The 22,997-nt window shown below is 51.2% G+C and carries 20 protein-coding genes; 4 read left to right on the forward strand and 16 right to left on the reverse strand.

Annotated features, from left to right (window positions below; all coding sequences use genetic code 11):
- Positions 1-23: 23 nt before the first annotated feature.
- Both DOLE_RS15815 and DOLE_RS15820 read left to right on the forward strand, forming a co-directional pair.
- A complete protein-coding gene (locus tag DOLE_RS15815; RefSeq protein WP_012176486.1) occupies positions 24-674 on the forward strand; it encodes a DUF1638 domain-containing protein in 651 nt (216 codons plus the stop codon).
- A gap of 45 nt (positions 675-719) precedes the next feature.
- The gene (locus DOLE_RS15820) at positions 720-1,835 is read left to right on the forward strand and encodes a class I SAM-dependent RNA methyltransferase (RefSeq protein WP_012176487.1); all 1,116 of its coding nucleotides are present in this window, start codon (positions 720-722) and stop codon (positions 1,833-1,835) included.
- 99 nt (positions 1,836-1,934) lie between these two features.
- Here DOLE_RS15820 and DOLE_RS15825 read toward each other — a convergent pair whose 3' ends face one another.
- From DOLE_RS15825 to dctP, 5 genes are all read right to left on the reverse strand, one after another.
- Positions 1,935-3,329 (reverse strand): TRAP transporter substrate-binding protein, encoded by a 1,395-nt coding sequence (locus DOLE_RS15825; RefSeq protein WP_012176488.1) that lies wholly within the window; start codon positions 3,327-3,329, stop codon positions 1,935-1,937.
- Between the two features lie 36 nt (positions 3,330-3,365).
- Positions 3,366-4,676, reverse strand: coding sequence for a TRAP transporter large permease (locus DOLE_RS15830; RefSeq protein WP_012176489.1), 1,311 nt, complete (start codon positions 4,674-4,676; stop codon positions 3,366-3,368).
- 25 nt (positions 4,677-4,701) lie between these two features.
- Positions 4,702-5,208, reverse strand: coding sequence for a TRAP transporter small permease (locus tag DOLE_RS17660; RefSeq protein ID WP_012176490.1), 507 nt, complete (start codon positions 5,206-5,208; stop codon positions 4,702-4,704).
- An 18-nt stretch (positions 5,209-5,226) separates the two neighbouring features.
- Positions 5,227-6,084 (reverse strand): TRAP transporter TatT component family protein, encoded by an 858-nt coding sequence (locus tag DOLE_RS17665; protein ID WP_012176491.1) that lies wholly within the window; start codon positions 6,082-6,084, stop codon positions 5,227-5,229.
- A gap of 287 nt (positions 6,085-6,371) precedes the next feature.
- Positions 6,372-7,769 carry a TRAP transporter substrate-binding protein DctP gene (gene dctP, locus DOLE_RS15845; protein WP_012176492.1) on the reverse strand — a complete coding sequence of 466 codons (1,398 nt, stop codon included), beginning with the start codon at positions 7,767-7,769 and terminating at the stop codon, positions 6,372-6,374.
- Between the two features lie 525 nt (positions 7,770-8,294).
- On the opposite strand from dctP, the gene DOLE_RS15850 reads away from it, so the two are divergent.
- Positions 8,295-9,254, forward strand: coding sequence for an START domain-containing protein (locus tag DOLE_RS15850; protein ID WP_167320890.1), 960 nt, complete (start codon positions 8,295-8,297; stop codon positions 9,252-9,254).
- A gap of 6 nt (positions 9,255-9,260) precedes the next feature.
- On the opposite strand, the gene DOLE_RS15855 is transcribed toward DOLE_RS15850, so the two are convergent.
- From DOLE_RS15855 to DOLE_RS15870, 4 genes are all read right to left on the reverse strand, one after another.
- Positions 9,261-10,001, reverse strand: coding sequence for a hypothetical protein (locus tag DOLE_RS15855; RefSeq protein ID WP_012176494.1), 741 nt, complete (start codon positions 9,999-10,001; stop codon positions 9,261-9,263).
- 92 nt (positions 10,002-10,093) lie between these two features.
- A complete protein-coding gene (locus DOLE_RS15860; protein WP_012176495.1) occupies positions 10,094-10,627 on the reverse strand; it encodes a universal stress protein in 534 nt (177 codons plus the stop codon).
- A 130-nt stretch (positions 10,628-10,757) separates the two neighbouring features.
- Positions 10,758-11,246, reverse strand: coding sequence for a DUF4870 domain-containing protein (locus DOLE_RS15865; protein ID WP_012176496.1), 489 nt, complete (start codon positions 11,244-11,246; stop codon positions 10,758-10,760).
- Positions 11,247-11,276: 30 nt separating this feature from the next.
- Positions 11,277-12,209 (reverse strand): alpha/beta fold hydrolase, encoded by a 933-nt coding sequence (locus DOLE_RS15870; protein WP_041280643.1) that lies wholly within the window; start codon positions 12,207-12,209, stop codon positions 11,277-11,279.
- 152 nt (positions 12,210-12,361) lie between these two features.
- Between DOLE_RS15870 and DOLE_RS15875 the strand changes: the two genes are divergently transcribed.
- Entirely contained in the window at positions 12,362-13,255 is an 894-nt protein-coding gene (locus DOLE_RS15875) for a hypothetical protein (RefSeq protein WP_012176498.1), read from the forward strand.
- Positions 13,256-13,568: 313 nt separating this feature from the next.
- Here DOLE_RS15875 and DOLE_RS15880 read toward each other — a convergent pair whose 3' ends face one another.
- The 7 genes from DOLE_RS15880 to DOLE_RS15905 all read right to left on the reverse strand — a co-directional run bounded on the left by DOLE_RS15880 (position 13,569) and on the right by DOLE_RS15905 (position 22,716).
- Entirely contained in the window at positions 13,569-14,486 is a 918-nt protein-coding gene (locus DOLE_RS15880; RefSeq protein ID WP_153304463.1) for an HD domain-containing protein, read from the reverse strand.
- A gap of 26 nt (positions 14,487-14,512) precedes the next feature.
- Positions 14,513-17,884: a P-loop NTPase gene (locus DOLE_RS15885; protein ID WP_012176500.1), complete on the reverse strand. Its 3,372-nt coding sequence runs from the start codon at positions 17,882-17,884 to the stop codon at positions 14,513-14,515.
- A 268-nt stretch (positions 17,885-18,152) separates the two neighbouring features.
- Positions 18,153-18,362, reverse strand: coding sequence for a hypothetical protein (locus DOLE_RS18840; protein ID WP_052294319.1), 210 nt, complete (start codon positions 18,360-18,362; stop codon positions 18,153-18,155).
- A gap of 37 nt (positions 18,363-18,399) precedes the next feature.
- Complete coding sequence (locus DOLE_RS17675) at positions 18,400-18,612, reverse strand: hypothetical protein (RefSeq protein WP_012176501.1); 213 nt, start codon at positions 18,610-18,612, stop codon at positions 18,400-18,402.
- A gap of 190 nt (positions 18,613-18,802) precedes the next feature.
- On the reverse strand, positions 18,803-19,870 hold the full coding sequence (locus tag DOLE_RS15895) for a DUF2786 domain-containing protein (RefSeq protein ID WP_012176502.1): 1,068 nt from the start codon (positions 19,868-19,870) through the stop codon (positions 18,803-18,805).
- A 312-nt stretch (positions 19,871-20,182) separates the two neighbouring features.
- Positions 20,183-21,136 (reverse strand): BsuBI/PstI family type II restriction endonuclease, encoded by a 954-nt coding sequence (locus DOLE_RS15900; protein WP_012176503.1) that lies wholly within the window; start codon positions 21,134-21,136, stop codon positions 20,183-20,185.
- Positions 21,133-22,716: an Eco57I restriction-modification methylase domain-containing protein gene (locus tag DOLE_RS15905; protein WP_012176504.1), complete on the reverse strand. Its 1,584-nt coding sequence runs from the start codon at positions 22,714-22,716 to the stop codon at positions 21,133-21,135. Before DOLE_RS15905 ends, DOLE_RS15900 begins: the two co-directional genes overlap by 4 nt.
- Between the last annotated feature and the right edge of the window lie 281 nt (positions 22,717-22,997).

Here is a 22,997-nt window from a genome sequence, read left to right on the forward strand (position 1 = left end):
GCCGACACATAAAGGAAGCTGCCATGGAAACTGTTTCATTTGAGGATATCGCCATTGTCTCCTGCGGGACCATGAGCCTGGAGTTAAACGCCCTGCGGGACGAAGGGTTTTTAAACACCGACACGATCTACTTTACCACGCCGGGCCTTCACCAGGACATTCCGGCCCTTGAAACCCAGCTGGTGGAAAAAATTCACAAGGCAAAGGAGCATAAAGACAAGGTGATCGTGGTCTACGGCGGCAAATTCTGCTATGTCAACGTGGATAACCCCCTGCGCAAAATGAGCAACATCATCGAAGAGCAGGGGCCGGGCGTGGGCCGGGTCAACGCCACCCACTGCATGGACATGATCGCCGACGAGGCCACCCGGAAACAGCTCGCCCTGGAGCTGGCCGGTGATGAAAATGTCTGGTGGATGACGCCGGGGTGGGTGAAGTTCAAGGACCTGGTGTTCAAGGGATGGGACAAGGGCATTGCCAACGAGAACTTTCCCAAGCACACCGGCGGCGCCATCGTGCTGGACGGCATCGGGTTCATGGACAAATACATGACGGACAATCCGGAGGCGTTTCTCGACTACTGCGACTGGATGGGCATTCCCATGCAGGCCGCGCCGGTAACCCTTGACCGGTTCAAGTCATTGCTGGTAGAACAGGCCAACGCCCTGGCTTAATTCCTGTGCCCGGGGCAATCCTGAAAACTGTCTGCAAAACGGTACATGACAGAAGCAAGCCACCACACATTCACAGAGACCGACTGCCCCGAGGGGTGCCCGGGGTGTGCGCGTCAGAGGATGACCACCGGCCAGTGTCTGGCGGAAAAGCTGGGTTTCGCGCAAAAGACCCTTGCCCCATGGCAGCCGGCCCTGGCAGCGCCGGAAACCGCGCCGGAACAGCGGCAGTGGGAATACAGAAACAAGGTCTGTCTTTCCGCCATCCATGACGGACGGGTCTGGCGCATCGGCTTAAAACGCCGGGATGCCGTGATAGCCGTTGGCCGTTGCCGTATTCACAGCGCCGGGGTGCGGAAGGCCATGGCCCTGTTTGCCGGCATACTGCCGCCGGCCCCTTCCTTTCCCCTGGTGTTTTATGTCCAATCCAACGCTCAGATCACGCTGGTGATAAAATCGGCCCGCATACCGGACATGGAGTGGCTGACCGATGACGTAAAAAACCGGTTGCAGAACATGGGTATTGAAGGGCTTTGGCTCTGCCTGCACCCAAGTGCCGGGCATCGTGTGTTTGCCAAAAACGGGTGGCGCCTGGTGTGGGGCAGGCCCCGGTCCATGGACACCCGGGGCCTGGTCTACGGGCCCACCACTTTTGGTCAGCCGATTGTTGAACTGGCCGAAGCCTCGCTGGACAGGGCGGAGCACTTTTTAAACCCGGTTTCCGGGGACCAGGTGATGGACCTCTATTGCGGCATCGGCGCCGGGCTGGCCCGGTGGAAAAAAAAGACCGCGCCCGTGACCGGTGTGGAATTAAGCGGCGAAAGTGTTGCATGCGCCCGGCAGAACGCGCCCGGCGCAACCGTCCTTCGGGGAATGTGCAGGCTTCGCCTTCCCCAGTTGACAGCGGCCCTGGAACCCAAAGCTCCCCGATGCCTGGTCTATGCCAACCCGCCGCGTACCGGCATGGAGCCGGAAGTGACCCAATGGCTGGCAGACACCTGCAGGCCTGAAAAAATGGCCTGCCTCTCCTGCAACGCGGTCACGCTGAAAAGGGACCTGACCCTGCTTGAAAACAAAGGATATAAAATAGAACGGTTGATTCCCTTTGACTTTTTTCCCAACACCCGGCACCTGGAAATTCTGGCCCTGCTGCACCGGGTGTAATGCCAATCTCACCGCACAGCCTTCTTGCTGCACCCAAAATAAAAGGCCACTGCTTTTCGCAATGGCCTTTTAAACCCTCTGTTTTTAAACCGCCCCGGCTTACGGGTGCGATTTCCGGAACTCCTCCAGGGCCGCCAGGATCTCGTTAAGCAGGTCCGCCGGATAAGCTTTGCCGGCCAGCTTTTCCCGAACCGCGATACCCGCCTGCTCAATAAGCTTCTGATCTTCGGCGGAAAAGGTCATGGCCTTCATACCGCACTTGGTTTCAAAAGCTTTCAGGCTTTTGGCGTCATAAACCCGAATCTGACGCCGCCACTCCCCCTCAATGAGATTGAACTCGGAAACAATGATCTCCTGGAAGTTCTGGGCGTAGTTGTCCGAGACCCCCACCTGCTTCTGAATCCGGTCCTTCGTTTTGGTGCTGACCACAATGGCCGCCGGGGAATACATCAGAGCCGGGGTCAGATAGTAGTTGGCGTACTGGTAGGCCTGCATGCCCAGCATCCAGGCGGCCGGCGCCAGGTTGGTGTTGGCCAGGCCCGTGCTCAAGGCGGACACCACCTCGGGCACGGCCACGGGCGTGGGGTTGATGCCCAGCTCGTTATACAGGGTGGTCTCCATGATGCCAAACCAGGTCAGCATCTTCTGCTTTTTCACATCCTCCAGCCCGGCGATCCTGTTTTTTGAAAAGATGTGGAAAAAACCGGTGTCGATCAGGGCTGCCAGAATATATCCCTTTTCTTCAAAGGCCCGGTCCAGGCGCTTGCGAAACTTTTCATAGACATAATCCACTTCGTCATAGCTCTTGAACAGGCCGGGCACCAGAAAAACAGAGGTTTCCGGGGAAGCGGCCAGCACGCCCAGGGAGGTGCAGCCGCAGCCGTCGAGCTGGCCGATATCCATCTTTCTTAAAATATCGGTATCCTCGCCCATGACGCCGCCGCCGTATATCTTGACGGTCACCCTTCCCTCAGTCATTTTTTCGATCTCGGGAATGGTAATGGTCTCGGGAACGCTCAGCCACGGTGTTCCCGGCGGCGCCAGTGTGCCGATTTTAATCAACACCTGGTCCCCCTTCTTTACCACCGACGTGCTGACCCGCCACATCATTTCGCGCCCATCCTCCCATGTCATGTGGGGCGCGAAAACGGCGTCAAAATCCCTGGCCATGGCTTTCAGGATATACCGGGACGTGACGGCCCGGTCCAGCATGGGAAGAAACGCGGTTTCCATCATGCTTACCAGGTCGGCCCGGGTTACGGCTCCATTCTGCAGCAACGTTTTCATGGCCTGCTGCCGCTGCTGCAGCTCCGGGCTGAACGTCCTGCCGGTCCAGAGGGCTTCCAGGCTCTCCGCCACTGTTTGCTGCACTCCGTTTGTATCGGCATCCGCCGCAATTCCGCTTTCCGGCTTTCCTGCCAGCATCAGCATCAACGTCAACACCACCAGCACACACAACCCCGCACCTCTGGAACGACCATCCCGCATGAACATAACCACGCCTCCTTAAAAAATAAATACGCCGGGTCTTTATAAAAGATCCATCGGATCAATCAAATTCTTTTTTGCGGTAAACCGAAGCAGAAAAAGCGACAGCTCCGGCACATAGGTTATCAAAAGCAGTCCGATCAACAGAATAATAAAAAACGGAACCACCGATCGCAAGATGGTGGGAAAAGACTTGTTAAACTTGATGGAGGAGATAAACAGGCTCATGCCGATGGGCGGAGTGACAAAACCGAGCTCCAGGTTGGCCAGAAAAATGATGCCCAGGTGAACCGGATCGACGCCGTATTTGAGGGCAATGGGCACCACGATGGGCACCACGATGGCGCAGGCTGAAAAAATATCCATGCTCATGCCCACAAACAGCAGGAAGAAGTTGAGCAGAAGCAGGAAGACATACTTGTTGGTCACATAGTTGCAGATGAAAGCAAATATCTTGTCCGGAACGGCCAGGGTGACGAACACGTCGGTCAGCCCCAGGGCCATGCCCACGATGATCAGGATGGAGCCGTTCATGATCATGCTGCGCCGAATAACGCCGATCAGCTTGATCGCGGTCATGTCCCGCGTAATAAACATCTCCACCAGCAGCACATAGATGGCGGCCACGGCCGCGGCCTCGGGGGCGGAAAAGAGGCCGGCCAGAATGCCGCCGATAATAAAAAAGGGCAGGGGCAGTTCCCAGATGATGTCCACGGTAGCGACCATCAGCTCTTTGAATGCAAACCCCTGGCGCCGGGTGTATTTCAGGCCAAAGGGAAAGGAGTATATCCACATGAGTACCAGCAGCAGAACTCCGGGCAGAAGACCGGCGATAAACATGTCTTCCACGTTCAGCGGCGTCTGCTGGCTGGCGATGACACCGTAAAGAATCAGGGGCAGGCAGGGCATGAACAGGGTGCCCAGGCTACCGCTGGTGGTGATCAGGCCCAGGGCAAAGTTTTCCGGATAATTGTCCTTGAGAAACGCCGGGTACAGAAGGGTGCCGATGGCCACAATGGTGATGGCGCTGGCGCCGGTAAAAGCGGTGAATATGGAGCAGGCGATCAGGGCCACCAGGCAGAGGCCCCCGGGGATCCACCCGAGCAGGGCGTTGGTAAACCGCAGCATCTTTTCCGGCACCCGGCTTTCGGCCAGCAGGTATCCGGAAAAGATAAACAGCGGAATGGCCACAAACACCGGCATGGTGGTGAGCCGGTAAAAATCAGTGAACAGGGTGGCCGGGTGAATGTCGAGAGCAAAATAAAAACTCGCGAATGCCGCGCCGCCGATAATAATAAAGAGCGGCTCTCCAAACACCGCCAGCAGGATCAGCCCAAATATAATGAAGCCCACGCCACCCTCCGTTTCTAAAGCCCGGTTACCGCTGTTTTCTTCTGGCCCGAATATCTTTTACATCCGTAAGAAAGCACAGAAAAAACTTGTAGCTCATGGAAAGAAAACAGACCGGAAAAATAAGCGCCACCACCCACTCCGGTGTATGAATGGCATGTTCCACCTTGCCGACCTCCCTGGCCACGTCCACATAGTGCGCGGCAAAAAAGAAAAACAGAAGGCAGGCGATACTGGCCACAAAGGTGAGAATCGCGTTGAGGTACTTGTTGTATGGAAACTTCAGGATTCCCTGAAACAGGTCCACGTTGATGTGGCTTCTTTCAAAACTGGAGGTGGCGATGCTGGCGCCCAGCATCGCCAGCACCAGCAGGGCCATGTTGTTGTAGACCGCCATCCAGATGATCGAATAGTCGAAAAAATTACGCAGGATCACCTGGCTGAAGGCAAACACCGACAGCGAAAGCAGAAGCAGCACGACGGCTGTCAGCTCAATGTTGTAGATGATTTTTTCGATCTTATACAGAATCTTCATCAACACAGTGTCCTTATGCTATTGATTGAGATAGTAACCGGCTTTTGCCTTGGCGATCTGGTTCATCAGTTCAATCTCGGGAATCAGGCCGTCCGGCGCCTCCACCACGCCGTTTAATGTCTGATTGATGAGCTTGTCGTCGGTCAGGTAGAACCGGGCGTAAAACACCTTGGAAAGAAGGAACTTGCCGTTATTCAAGGCCGAGATGGTTTCAAACGCCCCCAGAGCCTTTCCCTTGTCGCCGCCGAACGCCGCGGGCAGCATGCTGTTGGCCGTTCCGATGAACATGTGGGCAAAGCCGTAAAAATACCGCGGGTCAATTGTAATTGCCTGGCCGGCCATGGCATTGACTGCGCCCAGGTCAATGGCGATCATGGGGTCGCCCACGTTGAGCAGCACGTTGGATCCCATGCTGGCCGCGGTCCACAAAAGGGCCGGCACAAACTTTTTGCTTTTTATCTCCCGGACCGCCTCGTTCATGTTCTTGCCCTGTTCAAGGGCTTTGCGAAAACCGCCATGCTGCTTTAAGGCCGCAATGCCCCATTCGGTACCCCGCGTATAAAGCGCCGTGGCCTCTTCCGGAGATTCGTCTTCCACCAACATGCCGAGCCCGGCATAGGCCTTGACTGCCATGACCTGAAGCAGCATGTCATTGGGAGCGGTTTCCAGCATACCCTCCAGCAGCATGATGGTGCCGGGGAGCCCCTTTTCCGCCAGATCCAGGTTGTGCTGCTTAAACAGGGATGCTTCGATATTCTCCAGAGCCGGATGCGCGATACTGATGCCCGTTCGCATCATGGACATGCAGCCCGCCATCGTTACGCAAAGAACGGCAATAGCAAACAGATACACTGTTTTGTGTTTTAAAAAAGCCATGTCATTTTTCCTTATCCATATTCATGGTATTAAAAACGCATATGTCCGGCAGCACGAAGCCCCGGTACTCCCCATCCTTTTAACGCGCTTTGACAAAGACAACACGGACTGGTCAATCTGGTTTATACAAACAACAACATATTGTATTTTATTATAAAAATTTTTATTCCAAACCAAAACGTTAAACTTTTAACTTTATTACATATGAGCCTTTGCCGGCGTTGTCAACAGGTTTTTTTGGCGGGTTCGCCTCCACAAAACCGGTAGAAACCCCGGCGGTCGTGCCTTTACCGACCCGTCCCCCCGGCCCGGTAATCCTCAAGGGCCTTGATTATCTCGTTCATGAGATCTTCGGGAAACGCCTTGCCCGCCAGCTTGGCCTGGACCCCTTTGGCGGCCTTTTCCAGAGCCTGCCGGTCCGCCTGAGAAAGGACCACCGGCTTCATGCCGCACTTGGCCTCAAACGCCTTCAGGCTTTTTGCATCGTAATCGCGAATCTGCTTACGCCACTCGGTTTCCAGGGTGGAGACCTCATAGACAAGCAGTTCCGTGATATTGTCGGCAAACAGTTCGGACATGCCGAACTGCTTGCGGAACCGGTCCTTGGTCTGGGTGCTGACCACCACGGCCGCCGGCGAGTACAGCAGGGCCGGCGTCGTGTAGTAATTGGCATACTGGTAGGCCTGCATGCCCAGCATCCATGCCGCCGGCGCCAGGTTGGCGTTGGCCAGCCCCGTGCTTAACGCCGATACCACCTCGGGCACGGCCACGGGCGTGGCATCAATGCCCAGCTCCCGGAAAAGCGTGGTCTCCATGATACCGAACCAGGTGAGCACCTTCTGCTTTTTCAGGTCCGCCAGGCCGGTTATTTTGTTTTTTGTAAACACGTGAAAAAAACCGGTGTCGATCAGGGCGGCCAGGATATATCCTTTTTCCTCAAAGGCCCGGTCCAGCCGCCTGCGAAACTTTTCATAGATATAGTCGATCTCATCATAGTTGTTGAACAGGCCCGGCAGAAGAAGAACAGCGGTTTCCGGGGAGGCGGCCAGAATGCCAAGGGCCGTGCAGCCGCACCCCTCCAGCTGGCCGATATCCATCTTTCTCAGGATATCGGTGTCTTCCCCCATGGTACCACCGCCGTATATCTTGATCACCACCTTGTTGTTGGAAAGCTTTGCCATCTGGGGCACCAGCAGGGTTTCGGGAACGTTGAGCCAGGGCGTACCCGGAGGGGCCAGGGTGCCAATCTTGAGCATCAGCTGCTCGCCGTCCGGAATAAGGGCGGAGCAGGCCTTCCAGACAACGGCCTTTACCTCCTCCCACTCCATGTAAGGCGCCACCAGCTTGTCAAACTTTGCCGGAAGGTCTTTCAGGATATAACGTGACGTGCGGTGTTTTTCGAGGATGGGAACAATGCTCTCTTCCAGCATGGCCGACAGTTCGGCCCGCTTGATGGCGCCGGACTGCAACGTCTCTCTTAATGCCTGCTGTTTTTCTTCCAGAGCCGGCGAAAAGGCGCTTCCGGACAGCAGGGCCTGGGTGCTTTCTTGCAGTACGCTCCGGACCTCCTCCTTGGCAAGCGTTGCCGCGCAGACGGATGGAACCACGCCGGTCAGGAGCAACAGCGCCAGGGAAAGGGCAAAAAAAGCACGCCCCAGGAACAGTCGATGCAAAATACCTCCCATGTCCAACCTCCTTTGCTTGATGAGATGTTTCTTTGGGTTCCGGCAACCGGAACCGGTCACATAAACATCAAAACCGGCGGCTGCCGCCGGATGATCAATGACAGGGGACATCTATATTTACACAAACCTTTACACCTGCTCGAGCCGAACAGGGCCTTTTCCAAGGCCATGGAATGGCGAACGCGACTTATAGATACATGTGTACAAAATAAACCGAAACGCAAACCTTGTACTACGTTTAACGGAAACTGTCAAAGCTTTGTCAATTTTTGTCATCAACCCTTACCGGTCTTGTAAAAGTTTTATTGATCGCCCCCTCTAAAGCCTGTATATTACCCCTTTTTATAATGACGAAGCTGGAATGCTCCAGGCGTACGTGGGATTTTAAACCTGAGGACCAGAACCATGGCGCAGAAGGCGCCTTCTTTTTTGCGCGAGGTTTTTATGAGAACAAAAGCGGTAAATCAGTTTGGCCGGGCTTTTTTTATCTGCCTGGCAATTCTTTGGGCGTGGCCCGGGCAGACGATGGCGGAAACCACATGGCAGTTTGAAGGCGAAATCGACGGCATTCCCACCTACTCGCGGCCGGTGGAGGGGTCGGATGTTAAGATGTACAAAGCCACAGCCATGGTTGAGGCATCCATGGAGCAGATCGGCCACCTGCTCCGGGACGTGCCGGCCACTCCCCTGTGGATGAAAAATGTGCTGCACACCGAAACCATCAAGGTGCATACCCCCAACGACATCGACCTTTACCTGGTGCTGGATTTCCCCTGGCCCACCAACGACCGGGACGGTGTTGCCGCGGCACGGGCGGTTTTTGATCCGGCCGCCTGCGGCACCGTCACCACCACCACGCTCATCACCCACCCCGACTACCCCGCAAAAGAGGGGCTGGTGCGGCTGCCCGGCATGTTTCAGCAGTACCTGCTGAACTTCAAGGGCGACCACCTGTGTGAACTGACCCTGGTCCTTCACATGGACCCCGGCGGCAACCTGCCGGCATGGGCCATCAACCGGGAGCTTGTCTCCACCCCCGCAAAGTCGTTGAAAACCCTTCAGGCCCTGGTGAAAAAGGATAAATACCAGGAGGCCGACGACCCCTTTAACCGGGACAACCTGGGGTTTTCCCGCGGCATCGCCCGTACGGTCACGGCACGTTACATGGATGACACGGCGATCATTGAAATGGTGGCCGCCGATACCCGGCTGATGCACATCATCATGCGGCAGTGCTGTTCACCGGGATGGGAAGAAGATCTGATCACCGCCATACTGCAAGCCTATTTCAAGACCCTGCCCTTTGCCGAAAAAATCGCCCGGTCTTCTGACCAGTCGGTGCTGGCGCATCTGGCCACGGATGAGAAGCTGGCAAAAGAGATCGCTGAAGAAGACGACCTTGTGGAAATGGTCCTGCTGCACCGGGGTGTCACCTACCCGGTGCTTGAAAAAATGGCGGCCCTGGTCAAAGATGAGCTGGACTGATCCGGGCTACCGGTCCTTTTTCCATACCAGTCTGAACTGCCCCAGGCCGATATCGATGGCGTTGTCCAGAATATAAAGGTTGGGAAGCTGATCGGCAACGGCCCCTTCCAGGGCAACGTTTGCCTGGATTGTATCCTGAAATGGAATCGCAAGTTCGGTTTCCACAGGAACCGTCGCGGTAAACCGGGTGGTAATGGGGATGGTGAAGGTATCCTGGATATCCACTGTTACCGGCGTGCGCAGCGCCAGCTGAAAATCCTCTTTTACCGTAACCGTCTGGTCCACCGGAATGGTGGCACGCACCGGCACATATCCCTTGATGGGTACGGTGAGCGGTACGCCCAGCACTGACGTGCGAACCTCTGTCTCCAGAAAAACCTGTGTGTCGATGGGGATGTCGGACTTGAAGGGCACCGTCATGTAGACCGGGATGGTGGTGTTGATCTCCACCGGTACATCAAAGGTCTTGTGCAGGGGGACGGACAGCTCCTGGCTGAAGGGAACGCTCACGGGAATGTCGGCCTTCAGGGGAACGCGGAGCATCTGGTCGATGTCCGCCGTCACCGGAAAGGAGGCGGCCATGCGGGCCTTGATCTGCTGCTGTTGAAGATTCACCCGCAACTGGATGTTGTTCAGGGGATCAAGCATCACAAACAGCCAGGCCGCACCAACCACTCCCGCCACCACCAGACCGCCCAGAAACAGCAGAAGCCGGCGGCTGATCTTGATCGTGATGGCATATTCCATGGATTTTCCGGGTGTATCAGAACCGGTTGACCGGAATGACGGGCAGCCTCAGCGACAGGCAGCCATATTTCAACACACCGACAGCCTTCCGCCTAATTTTTTTTGGGCATGGGAATCACCAGGACTGGCACCCTGCTTTTTCGTAGAACACTCTTGGTGGTAGAGCCCAGCACCGCCTCAGCCAGGGCGTTGTATTTGCCGTGGCCCATGACGATCAGGTCGCATTCGTATTTCCGGGTCGCCGAGACGATCTCGTCCACGGTGTCGCCTTTTTTGACAAGAATCTCAGGGTAGGTGTTCTCCTGGGATGTCTGGGGTTTTAAGTCCTCGTAAAACATGCTCAACGCCTCTTTAACGATATCGGCCTCCTGACGCTTGCCGATAAGAATGTCCCGGGCGCTTCTGGCGTGCTCCTCCTGTTTCTGCTCAAGCTCCCGCATCTTCTCGCTGCCCAGAAACACGGACAGCATGTTGCGGGTGTTGTCCGACGTCTCCTCTTCCAGCACATGAAGAATCACGATCCCCGCCTTGTACAGGGCCGCCACGCTGGCCGCGTACTTGAACGCATAGCGGGCATGTTCGGAAAGGTCGGTGGAAAAAAGAATTCGTGTAAATTTGGGTGTCACAGGCACGCCCTCCTCGCATTGTTTTCGTTCTCAAAAAAATATTTTTGCTATTCTATGAAATGTTCACATGAATAGTCAAGCGCTTATATCACCGGGGCTCTTTATACCGCCGACCCTGAACGGCAACGGACTACCGGAACTTGAAAAACCCGATGGAAAGCGGATACCGCCACACCTCCCCTTTTCGGGCCTTGATGGCGCCGATAACAGGAAAAATAATACTCACCACCACCAGGGCCGCCATCAGCGGAATGCCGATCAGCACGAAACAGAGCAGGCCGAAAACGACCCCAAGGATGAACGCCGTAAGAATCCAGTTGGTCACCACGATGCCATGCCTGTCAATGACCGGGGAATCCTCCTTCTTGATCTGCCACAGCACAATGGGAACCACCAGCCCGGCCAGGGGCACCAGGTAACCGCAGAACTGGGAGAGGTGAATGAAGATCCCCCACATGTTATCGTCCGGCGCAATCCCGTCAATGGCCTGCTTGAGTTTTTCCCCGGCCGGCCGGCTTTGGGCCAGCAGAGCCGCCTTGGCATCCTGGTACTCCTGCTCGGAAATGGCGCCCTCCAGCCTGAGCCGGTTCAGTCTTTCAATGTCTTCCACAAATCCCATGGCGTCTCCTTCACAAAACGCTTCCGTCCATTACCCTTTCAGGCGGTCAAGAAACGCCATATAGTCATGGGCCGCCTGCTTCGGCGCCTCCAGCATGGGCAGATGACCAAGCCCCTTCATGATGATCACCTCGGATACGGGCAGCAGGCCGTGCAGAATCCCGGCGCTCTCCACCCGAATGGCCCGGTCCTGGTCTCCCCATACGATCAGGGCCGGCACGGCCAGCCCCTGAATGCGCCGTTCCACCGAGTCGCCGGTCAGCTGAATAAAAATTTTTTCCTCCAGGCCCACGTTCTCCACCCGCTCCTTTGCCATCACGTGCAGAATCGGCGTGGGGATAAACGGCGGGTCGGTCATCACAAAATCAAAAATCTTTACAAATTCCTCCGGGGTCTTTGCAATCAGGGGGTTTCTGCCGGTCTCACGAATGATTTGCCGCATTTCGCTTTCCGGCGCAGACCACACGCCGCCCGGATCCAGCAGCCACATGCTTTTCACCTCGTCCGGCCAGAGCGCGGCATAGGTCATGGCGATATGGCCCCCCATGGAGCTGCCGCCGATATGAATTTTTGAAAGCCCCAGGGCCCGCACAAATCCGCGCAGCCGCACCGCCTGGGCCGCCGGGGTGTAGTCTGCGCCGGCCGGCCGGTCCGACTCGCCGAACCCGATATGATCCGGCGCAACCACATGATAGCGGGGGGTCAGATACTTTGCCACAAGCGTGAAATTGTCTTTATTGGCGCCGAACCCGTGGAGCAGCAGGACCGGCTCGCCCGTGCCCCCCTCCAGGTACACATAGGTTTCGCCGGACGGCAGGGTAATCGTTTTTCGCTCAAGGCCCGCCTCGGCCCGCCGCAGATCCACCGCCACCCGGGTGGCCGTCTCCGGCGCCAGATAAACAAACCCCACCAGCCCCAGCACAACCAGCACGCCAATGATAACTACCCATTTTACAAGTTTCATGAGTCCCCCTCTTTCGTGTCTGTTACAGATGATATCCTGTATCTTACTCAAAGAACCAGTTGAGATGCAAAGTAAATTTTCATTCATTACAAGAAAAGGGAGAGCGCACAAAACCCCTGAAAGCACTCCTCAAAAAACAGTTGGTCGTTTTGATGGTGTTGCTGCTGGCGGCTGCCCCGCTGGCAGCCGGGCCCGCCAAATTCTCGGCCGAGCAGGCCGCTGACCCGGCGCTGTTTGTAAAGAAAAACCTTTCTATTGACGCCAAGAAGATGAAAAAGCTTGGCGTAAAAAAACTTGTTATCCTTGAGTGCTATGGAGAGTATGTCACCTCAAAGGAAGTAACCGACAGCGTGGCCTCGCAACGAAGTGCCATGCACACGGCCGCGTCACAGGGCCGCATGTTTTACAATGTCAAAACTCAGGTAGATACCCTTGAGCTTGACAAGGATTATTACACCAACACGTCCAACCGGGTCTACCAGGCCATAAAAGAGGTGCTTGAGGCCAACGGCATCGAGGTTATCAGCAAGGAGGCCGTGCAGCAGAACGAGGCCTACAAGGCCTTCAACCTGGAAGAGGAAAAAGCCGGGCGGGGGGTTTCTTCCGGCGTCTACAAACCCACTGTGGTCGAAAAGTCGCAGAAGATATCCACCACCGGGCTTGGCCTTTTTCCCGGGCCGGTTCAGATGATAAAAGTGGTGATGAACCTGGGAGAGATCACCCACAGCCTTGGCGCGGACGGATTTTTGCAGGTCAACTTCAAGGTGGATAAGGACAAAACGAGCAAACCCGTTTTAGAGGCATTTAACGTGCTGTTAAGCGCCGACCTGCGGGCCCAGGAAGTGGGGTTCAAGGGCAACAAGAGCATGCGCTACGATTGCTATACCCAGTGGCATCCCGTGGTGAAACTCAAGAATCCCCTGATTGCGACCGACGAGGTGCTGGACGGCAAAAAAGGACCGTTTAACATCGAAAAGTACGATGCCGCGTTAATGGAAATGCTGTATGCGGTGACCGATGGCATCAAGGCGGAAATATTAAAATAATCGAGATTTAGCCGTGCAGGAGCGGTAAAGGGCTGCCGACCAAAAAAACACTTATACCCGAGAGGACAACCGCGCACCACCCCGGCTTTTTTAAGGAGCCGGGGTGGCGCTTTACCATCTGCCGGAAGTGTCCGGGAATATCTTAACTTTTACAAATAAATTGATCTGCAAGAAAAAGATGGCAGCGTAATTTAATCTAACATCCAGAGGAGCTGATCACTGTCAACTCAAATTCTGTTCAGGACAACTAATACAAATAAGTATATTGCTCCCAGAATGTCAGTAAAATCTTGACTCTCTGGGTCAAAATTCTCTACTCTTCCGATTTTAATTGAGCTAACAATTCCTCTCTACCACAAGGTGACTTAAAAAATAGCTCTTCAGCTTCTTTTAGCTTAGCCCTGATTTCAGGACCAGGTGGAATGTTTAACACAGCAATAATATCTCTTCCAGTTATTGGGAGGGGAATATTTGAATCTTTAATAATTGTGTGTTCTACAATTTTTCGAGCCTCCTCTTGTATATTAACTCTGGAGGATAGGATAGAGAGTTGTTTATTCCATTTTTCGAAATGTCTTGAGCGTAAGTTTGATATATCCAAATATTCCATTCCTAAATCATTTATGACGTCTCTTACTATTCGATCCCATTCATGGGCATGGAAGAATTTTTCTATACGAGACAAAAGTATTTCGAATGTGTCTTGCGCCAAAACATCTTTTACAATTTCTTTAGTGGTTTTTGATAAGATATTTAGGAAGTTGTAAGTTTCTGTAAATAAAGAATGTAGTAACTGGCTCCAAATTTCACTTTCCGAGGGGGGTATCCATATGCTTGTGTTGCTAAAGTCGTTAATATGGAATCGTATCCATTCAAGGCATCTTGCTTCTTTAGCAATATCTTCCTTTGATTCTTGTTTAAGATTGTGTTGACAACAAGTTCTGAAATCATGGATACATTTCATGTGTCTCTGGATTGATTCTTCAGAAGCAACCCCTAATTTGTGTGCTCGCTCCTGAAGAAAATTGAGTGTTGTATTTGGTAACTCAAAGTACATAATATACAACCAAGATATAGTGGTAAAAAATCCGTGTATTGGGATTTCGACGGTTGGAGTTGGATGGCTATTTCGATGAAATACAATAATTCTACCTTTACTCGCAGAAGCTACCATATCATTGATTTCTTCTATACTTGATACGGTTTTTTCGACTAGTCGTAGGATATGCATGAAGCGATTCCTAAGTAACAATTTAATTATTCGCGAAAATCAGCAATTAAACCTCTCATATTAAATGCGACCTTAAATGTAAGGTTGTCGCCTTTTTGCGGATCAGCCTTTTTTGCCTCATGTACTAAAAAGGGTATATTACGTTGAAATTCGTTAACATGAAGACTGCCTTGCCCCCGTTCATTTATATTTACGATTGTTCCTTCAAATTGCATTGGGGTTCCATTTTCGTCACTAAGCAGATACCACCGAGAGACTCTTTTATTAAAAGAAAGGGATTCTCTATCTAAGTCAGAGAAAATTTGCATAGCACTTTGGTGGTCCTTTAGGTGTATGCAAGCTACTGCTTCTATGTATCTCATTCTTAAGTTATTCTTAATCTCATCATGTGCCTGTAGTCGTGTTACCATCTTTCTGCATTCAAACCAATCATCATGAGTAAATGGTAAACATATCCGTTCACCATAAAACAAGAGAGTTCCTGTTTTCCATACCCACCAAACTCTAAATAGTAAATATAGGCATTGTAAGTCGCTGAAAACAATATCACCAAAGGAGAGCATATAGTCGTAGGTTTCCTTGCAGGCCATCTGTTCTTTCTCTGAAAACATAGATTTATCATACAAAAACGTGACCTGCAGAGATGCTCTAAAAAAGATTCCAGAAGCCGAGCCTTGATCTAAAAGCTTAGCAAAAGCCTTATTAGAAAGTTCAGTATCTTTAATGACTTCAGCAATCTGGAGCTTTCTCTGTTCTATCCGAGCAAGGATTGAGCCATAAAAATGTTCGGTCTCGGCGATATTAAATGCATGAAATACAGTTTTAATTATTTCTAAACGTTCATCTTCCGTTAACACATTATCTTTAAGTAGATCCCTTGAGGTCCAACTAATTACATCAATCGGGTAGTGGTTTTGGCTGTCAAGGGAAAAGGCTTCAAGGCATAAAGTATGGGACATTTGTGCATAATTTAATCTTTCAGATGGTGTTGCCTCGTTATTTGATAACTGGCCATAAGTTGCTGCAAGGTCAACAAGTATTGAACTCCTTAATTGTCTGTTAGCTGATTTGTCTTCAATTATGGAAAGGGCCTGCTTTGAAACAGCTTCAGCCTCAAGTAAAACAACACGTTTTTCTTTATTATTATCTTGCTTTTTAGCATACTCTCTTAAAAACATTATTTCTTGAAGCATTAACCTGGGATTTGTAATTCCACGAATTTCTCTAAGCTCTTTAAGGGCATCCGAGATATCTCTTAAGTAGTCATCATAAAATATTGGGTTTCGCCCATTCGGCCCAATGTTCTGGACTAGTTCGACAGCAAATTGAATTTCTGCATTTTGAAACAATGTGCTACGATCAATGTTACTAAGAAGCTTGCGGACAAATTCAACTTCATATTTGGCGCCGCCAATTCTTTGCTTTACTATAATTTGAGCTTCTAAAGCTGACCTTGGGCCAATTGAAATGGTTCCGGAGGAATCTTGAACCCACTGAAAAATATCTACTTGTTTAAGAATATTAACAAAGCTCTGAACCGATCTCTTACCAATGCTACGCATTAAAAGTTCAAAGGGGCATGAAATATTAAATTGACCCGGTACCATCACTAAACCAAAAAGTACGTTTAATTCGGTCATGTATTCATTCGAAATATCAATAGTCTCATCCTTCAGAATCGGGTTTTCTTTTATAATCCCTGCCTTGAAAAGAGCATCGGCAAGAATTGTGTTCGAGTCCTCTCCTTGCTGTATATTTCTTTTCTTGACTAGATTAGAAATGTATCTTTCAGTGAAATAGACTTCATTTTCTATCCCGTCCCGAATGGCAGTTCTACTTGGTGGCAACATGCGGTATAGGAAGACCAGAAAACGATCTGAAAATAACTGTGGATTTACAGTTAGTTTTTTGGCTAAGGCTGGATCAAACCTTGATATATATTTTGGGAAATTTTTCTTTTCATTTTCTGTTAACTCCGCTTGCACATCAATCATGTTATTGGTACTGAAAGCTTCATCCCTAATGAGATAGCAACTCCCGAGAAGAAGTGCTTTTCTCCCTCTACTCCGAAGCAAGTTCAATAATTCTACATAGCCATAGGGATCACGCATGCCATCCCATATAATTAAGGTAGATTTTGCACCCTTCTCTTCCGCCCATTCACAAAATTTATCAATGATTATTGAGTCGCGCCTAACATTTCTTACAGCACGTTCAATGAAAATAACCGGATAAGTGCCCTCTTTTTGAATTTTATAGGCTAAATTGCCTAAAGCTACCGTTTTCCCAATACCAGTCTGGCCCCGAATAATTAACGGTTGAGATCTCATACGATCCGAATTTAAACCTTTTATTACTCTTTCTTTCAGCTTATCTTCAAAATCTCTGTTAAACGCAAAATTGCGGGCGTAACCATCCCAGATTGGGCAACAAGATGACTCATACAAAAAATTTCTGAAGTCAGAATAATCCTGAGATGATTTATTTTCGACAGGCCTAAGGTAAACAGAACGAACAGGTATTCGTGCAATATTCTTGATATCAATCCACAATTCTTTTGGTATTGTTACTGGAGTACCATTGATTAAAATTTGGTGGCCAAGCTCAAATTCCTCCGGAGACTCTCCTAATTTTATGGCACCAATTTCAGACGAATTCAAAAACCATTGGGCGAGGCTCTCCGGATGGCATTGTAGCTTACCGTTTTCTCTTAAGGCTTTTAATTCAGGGGGCTCATTATGATCAAAATTATAGCTAAATATGTGTACTTGGTTTGGTAGTAATGAATTAATAATCGAATAAAGTTGCTGGGGTGTTATCCAGTCGGTGCCTTTGCAGGAATAACCTTCTATTAGCATTGTACCTATTTGGGTTAATATTTCCGGAATTTTTGTCGACATCAAGGTCGATACTGTTTGTCGTTGCCAAGAGTCCTCAAGTCTTAATGGGGGGTATCCGTCTGTCTCTGGTGCCGCTGCTACAGAACCACATAGATGCCAAATATGTAAACGCGAACTATTTCTTGGGTCATGAGGTATATAGTCGGGACTAGAAACTATTTGAATTTCTCGCCAGGTCGCACGAAATGCTTGATCGATTATCGAATCAATGGCGCTTGTAAAAACACTACTCCATGCGAATTGAGCAATAACTTGAAGTGGTTCAGGGGCCGGGATGTAACGGCAGCGGTTATACATCCAGGCGATAGACTCGGCCGGGTTAAGGGAAGCGTTAGTGTTAAATATTGAACTGTAATCACTTATATCCTCATGGCCTTGGCCGTATTTGTCTAGAATCTGACCGAGAAAGGTATCGACTGAATTCTCAAGCTTTAAGTAATCTTGCCCTAAAAATAGTAAGGCAGGTCCAGCTTTTAGTCTTGATGCTAAATCATCCATATGAGAGCATCCTTCCTTTAAAAATTAAAATGAGCAAGGGCTATCAAGGATAAGAACTTGCTTTTATGGTTATAACTTATAGCAAGGGCTGACTTGTGTGTCAATTTTTTGAGGTCACCATATGTTGATGGGTGTTTTTTAGAAGGGGCAACGGATTGTTTCAGAAGAAAAAGCAAGAGCAGAAAAAACGTCGGGGAAGCGGAAAACAAAGAAAAACATGGGATTTTGGAGACAGACCTACCGTGCCACGAGGTCAAGAAATCACACATCAATCCGCCCAGTAGCCATAATCGGAAACCTGAGAAAAGAACCCGTCATCAGGTGGTGCCTGATCAGGCACCACCTGATACGTCAGTTTACGGACGATATTCAGATTCGGCGTGGGTGGCGGGCCGGTGTTGCCTATCTCCCACAATCCCAGGTGCTGAAGTATCTGTTTGATGACAGCCTGTTCCTCGATAAAACTAATGATTCTCATTTGTCCCTGACATTTGGGACAAAGTAGCGGGGCAACCTCATATATCTTCTGTATCAAGCGCCCAGGATTTTCTGAAGGCCTTATTCGACAGGCCGGTATCAATAATTTGGGCAATGCCATCATCGCGGCCAGCCTTTATCCGTTGGCCCCGGCTTTTGTTGCTGTAGTGGCCATAATAGCGGACCATGTGTTCCCGGTGGTTGGGGATGTGGGTGGTCGGTTGGGCCAGCCAGTCTAAAGCCGTGAACACCTTGAGGTCACGGCCGTCTTTGGATTGATAGATGACTTTGGCCTTCCGTCGGATGCGGTTGATGCCGGAAGATATTGCATCCGCTCTTGGGAAAAGGCCGTCCGGATAATGTAGCGGGCCAGATTTTTGATGCTATTTGTTTTTTTTCCGGCAAATTTTCGATCGGTATTGCCCTGTACGTCCTGCCGCCTCACTCCCGCGCAATATAACCCCCATGCGACGACTTCTTCTCCTGGATGGGCTTGTGCAGGGTCACCTTTCGGCCGTCATTGACACCGGCATGATACACACCGGTGGCATGCACGCCGCCCCCGTAACAGGTGCGGATCCTGGGGTTCAAATATCGATAATACCCGGTCAGGCGGGGATCGCCCTGCCACACCAGGGCCTGTATCTCCTGGATCGCCCGCTCCTGCTTTTCCAGCTTCCGGTAGAAGCCGTCAAGCACCCCCGCGAAATATCGCTGGCGCTGTTGGTGACCCGGAACCTTATTGACCGTCCTGTATTGCGTCCACAGGGCTTCCATCACCATCCACAGGTAGTCATACACATAGTGCGCCATTTCAAGGCTGGACGGGGTCCCGTAGACCATCAGAACCGTTCCCGCCTTGTCCTGCAGGGCATCGTAGGTGTGCTGCCACAGCACCTCCACGAAGAAAAAGCGCCCCAGCAGGGAGGCCATTCTCAGCTCCGCGGAGGTATGCCTGGCCTTTATCGTTCCCAGCGTCCGGGAGAAGAAGTCGCGCTCACAATCCAGCGCCACCCGGTCGAGGTTATACTTGAGCATGAGTTCACGGGCCTTCTGCATCGCCAGCTGGGCCTCGTTCTCGTTGGGGCTGGCCGCCAAGGAAAGGACCTTCTTCAGGCGCCGCAAGGCCCGGCCCTCCTCCTGCGGCACGCCCTGGTCAGACGACTTATGCCCGCATCGAAGTTTTTGACAGGCCGCTTTAAATGCCGGTCCGTGGGCGCTTTCACCCACCGGCCGCAGGACTTCGTCCACGTACTGATGGGCCATCTCGTGGCGCAGGGTGTCCATAACCCGGAACCAGTCGTCCGCCTCGATATGAAACAGGGACAGCGTCAGTGTCCTGTTGGCCGCGTCCCATTGCCCCAATACGGCCTTAAGCGACGACAACCGGATCACGGGCCGTTTCAGGCCTCCCTTCAAATAGAGGGAATTGTAGTAGTCCCACCACTGGTAGAGGTGCCTGTTCCATGCCCCGTAGAGCTGATAACGCGTGTCATCCGAGTTGTTCATGCAGGTGTGACCCTGTTTATTGAAGGTATTTATGTATGAAAGAAAAGCCTTATTGTAATTCCACTGGCAGTTTAACAACTTCAATATGATAATACAGCAATTAATATACTGTCTCTGTTTTGTGCCGCGTTCGATTTCCAGAAATCTGGAATACAGCTCCACTTTCCCGCTGGGGGGCAAAGCCCCGTTTTTCTTGCGGGAAGGAAGACAGCACAAAATAATCCCTGAACAGGCGGGCCATACGCTTCATGCCACGGCGTTCAAAAAATTCCCGGGTTTTCTGGTGTTAGCGGAACAAAGCAATCAGATCGGTTATGATGGGGAATAAGGACCGAGGAAGCGTTCGCCATCAAAATGAATGAGATGCGAGGGGGCATCGGCCACCCACACTTCTGTTTCCCATGCGATATCAGCCAGGTAACGGGCCATGACGGCACGGTTTGGAAAAGCAGTTACATACACCAGCCCGGCCTTTGCTCCGGCAAACAGTCGCGTCAATTCAGCGTGCCGCTTGCCGTCAACCGGTCCGTGACTGGTGACTGATTCAACCATCAACAACCAGTTCTTTTTTGAATAATGCAACACCACGTCCGGCATTTTCCCATGAGCGTCAACGTCAACGCCCAAAGCGGACAGTAGCGGGGCATCGAAGTAGCCCCACTTGTCGCCGGTGTCACCGGCATATACCAGTATGCTGCCGGGCGCGAAACGAGAAGCAAAGTCTTCAACGATGGCTCGGATCAATTCGTTGTGTTCCCCGGGGCTCAGGGTTATTCGTTTTCCCGGCGCGATCTGTACCGGGATGCGGTTTTGTTCCCGCGCCATGGCATAACGCGCGGCCAGCGTTTCCCGTTCATCCAAATAAGACGCCAGATTCCTGTTCCATTTCCGAGTGCCAAAACTGCGAAGCAAGGCCAACGTAGCCGGCTCTATTTGATAAACGGCTTTGGGGCTGTTTACCGGTCGATCGGGTTGATCGGGGTTGTAAAGCGCGATTCCGGCATCCACAAACTGATGCATGGACTGCCGTCGGACCGTCTCCCGGGTGTTGGGTGCATAGTCTTTCCCGTAGTGTTTGCGGGCCCAGTCCATTATCGGCGTGATGCCGATAAGCGGATTTTCCGCCTTGGTCCAGGGCTTGCCCGGCGGAAGATTCAGGAGGGCCAGCAGGCAAAGCGCCGAGCGTTCGTTTTGTTGTGCCCTTGGCAGACCCAATGAAATTAGAATCTGTCGCGCGGCTTTAATATGGTCTTTTTTTCGTTTCATGTGGTTAAAGTCTCAAAATAATTATCAATCTTTTCCTGGGTAAGCGCCGGCTGTCTTATGGCCCATTCTCCGATGACGGTCAGTATTTTACGGCTCGGATACCTGATCGTTTTAAGGTCGGTGGCATTGACCTGGGTGTGGCCGTTGAAGCATCGGAATTGTTCATCAACGGCGGTGGTGTTCAGGAAAACGGCCAGTCCGTAGGCTAATACTTTTTGTAAGCCCTGCCTGTTTTCATGAAATACATTAAGATGGTTTTCGATCCCGATCAGCGGAGCATCACCGAACAACGAGGGCTCGATCACGCTGGCGACCACCCGACGCTTTTCTTCCTTTGATGAAAATCGACGGACCAGACAATAAAACCCGTTGGGATAAAGCCATTTTTTTGTATCTGAATTACAAAGTATGGCATTGGGTTTTTTCCCGGCCTTCGGCCATTCGGTCCCGCTGTCGGAAAAATGTCCCGGATAAAGCAAGGGCGCCGTACCGACCCCAGGCATCTCACGTAAATGCGCTTTTACCCGGAAATCGACTACAGGGCCGGTTGAAACCGTAAGACCGATATCGTCCAGCGACCAGCATACCATCGGGCATCTCTCGACAATATTTTGGTTAAGCGCCGTCGGCACATGAATAAATCGTTCCTGGTCGTTGACAAAAACAATCCGGTCAAAGGGATGCTCCTGAACAGTCAAATCATTGAAGCTGTGGTCGGTGGATGTGGATACTTTGACCGGTCCCTGCATACCACCGCGCTCCAGATGAATAATAATATTCTCCTGGAGAACATTATCATCCTTAAATGCCTTGCTGCGCGATGTAAACAGATGCAGGTGACGAATGGCGGCCTTCTTCAGCAAATACTCCCGGAAAGGACGATAATAAAGGCCGTTGCAGAAACTGCGCGGGATAATGGCCACAAGCTGACCGTGATCATCAAGCAGGGCCAGCGACAGGGCCACAAAAGCCGAATAAAGATTGACCGTTTCAATGCCGACCCTTCTTAAGGCCAGCCGGTGTTCAGAGTTACTTCGTATCTTTTTGTAAGGCGGATTAAGAATAGCGTGGGTATATTTGGGCAAAGGTCTGGCAAAAAGGTTGTTCTCCAGCCAGTCGCAGGCGGCAATTATAAAATCGTCGGATCGAATCGTTGAGGTAATAGTCGGTTTTTTTTTGTAGAGTTCAAAGGTCTGCCTTAAATAGGGATGTAGCGTCTCATCAATTTCAAAAGCATGGAGTTCAATATGTTTATAATCAAACTCACCATCAACCCACCTGTCTAAAAAAGCCGCACTAAGAGAGCCTACACCTGCCCCGGCATCAAGCAGAATACAATTTTTTCGCCTGTTAGGAACAAACAACTCCGCCATAAAACAGGCGATTGAAGCCGGAGTGAAAAACTGGCCCAGTCTCGATTTTTGTTGCGGATCAGCCAACCTCGAAGCCGTCCGCCTGGTGTGTTCGACTTGCGCCAGCAAATGTTTATCTCCGGTATGACGATTTTGGTGATAAAATGAGAAACAGAATATTATGAATATCTCTATAGCAGGACATGCCTTTTCAGTCAATTTTTTCATGCGAACCCTATAGGAGGCCACGATAGGAAGCAGACAATGCGGATTGTTATTGATTGAAAGACGAATTGTGCATCAGCAATGTGATTCCGGGAGCGGGAGCAGTTATGCAGGCGGGTATATGGCTTTTAGAATGAAGGGAACCTCTAAAAATCCATTTTTTAAAAAAGGCCGTTTGCGGCGGTAAAAAATTTTCAGATTGGGACCTTTCGGGTAAGTAATGAAGCATAAAAGTCATATTTTACATCCCATTTTACCGACTTTTTCCACCCCGTCGGCGGGGT

Source organism: Desulfosudis oleivorans Hxd3, assembly GCF_000018405.1.
Taxonomy (GTDB): domain Bacteria; phylum Desulfobacterota; class Desulfobacteria; order Desulfobacterales; family Desulfosudaceae; genus Desulfosudis; species Desulfosudis oleivorans.

What these genes read in the sequence shown, in the direction of transcription:
- DOLE_RS17660 (WP_012176490.1), bottom strand. Translation starts at nt 5,208, where the DNA reads ATGAAGATTCTGTATAAGATCGAAAAAATCATCTACAACATTGAGCTG.
- DOLE_RS15895 (WP_012176502.1), bottom strand. Translation starts at nt 19,870, where the DNA reads ATGAACAACTCGGATGACACGCGTTATCAGCTCTACGGGGCATGGAAC.
- DOLE_RS15855 (WP_012176494.1), bottom strand. Translation starts at nt 10,001, where the DNA reads ATGGAATATGCCATCACGATCAAGATCAGCCGCCGGCTTCTGCTGTTT.
- dctP (WP_012176492.1), bottom strand. Translation starts at nt 7,769, where the DNA reads ATGGGAGGTATTTTGCATCGACTGTTCCTGGGGCGTGCTTTTTTTGCC.
- DOLE_RS15820 (WP_012176487.1), top strand. Translation starts at nt 720, where the DNA reads ATGACAGAAGCAAGCCACCACACATTCACAGAGACCGACTGCCCCGAG.
- DOLE_RS15885 (WP_012176500.1), bottom strand. Translation starts at nt 17,884, where the DNA reads ATGGATGATTTAGCATCAAGACTAAAAGCTGGACCTGCCTTACTATTT.
- DOLE_RS15880 (WP_153304463.1), bottom strand. Translation starts at nt 14,486, where the DNA reads ATGCATATCCTACGACTAGTCGAAAAAACCGTATCAAGTATAGAAGAA.
- DOLE_RS15825 (WP_012176488.1), bottom strand. Translation starts at nt 3,329, where the DNA reads ATGTTCATGCGGGATGGTCGTTCCAGAGGTGCGGGGTTGTGTGTGCTG.
- DOLE_RS15815 (WP_012176486.1), top strand. Translation starts at nt 24, where the DNA reads ATGGAAACTGTTTCATTTGAGGATATCGCCATTGTCTCCTGCGGGACC.
- DOLE_RS15865 (WP_012176496.1), bottom strand. Translation starts at nt 11,246, where the DNA reads ATGGGATTTGTGGAAGACATTGAAAGACTGAACCGGCTCAGGCTGGAG.
- DOLE_RS15850 (WP_167320890.1), top strand. Translation starts at nt 8,295, where the DNA reads ATGGCGGAAACCACATGGCAGTTTGAAGGCGAAATCGACGGCATTCCC.
- DOLE_RS18840 (WP_052294319.1), bottom strand. Translation starts at nt 18,362, where the DNA reads ATGAGAATCATTAGTTTTATCGAGGAACAGGCTGTCATCAAACAGATA.
- DOLE_RS17665 (WP_012176491.1), bottom strand. Translation starts at nt 6,084, where the DNA reads ATGGCTTTTTTAAAACACAAAACAGTGTATCTGTTTGCTATTGCCGTT.
- DOLE_RS15870 (WP_041280643.1), bottom strand. Translation starts at nt 12,209, where the DNA reads ATGAAACTTGTAAAATGGGTAGTTATCATTGGCGTGCTGGTTGTGCTG.
- DOLE_RS15900 (WP_012176503.1), bottom strand. Translation starts at nt 21,136, where the DNA reads ATGAAACGAAAAAAAGACCATATTAAAGCCGCGCGACAGATTCTAATT.
- DOLE_RS15905 (WP_012176504.1), bottom strand. Translation starts at nt 22,716, where the DNA reads ATGAAAAAATTGACTGAAAAGGCATGTCCTGCTATAGAGATATTCATA.
- DOLE_RS15875 (WP_012176498.1), top strand. Translation starts at nt 12,362, where the DNA reads ATGGTGTTGCTGCTGGCGGCTGCCCCGCTGGCAGCCGGGCCCGCCAAA.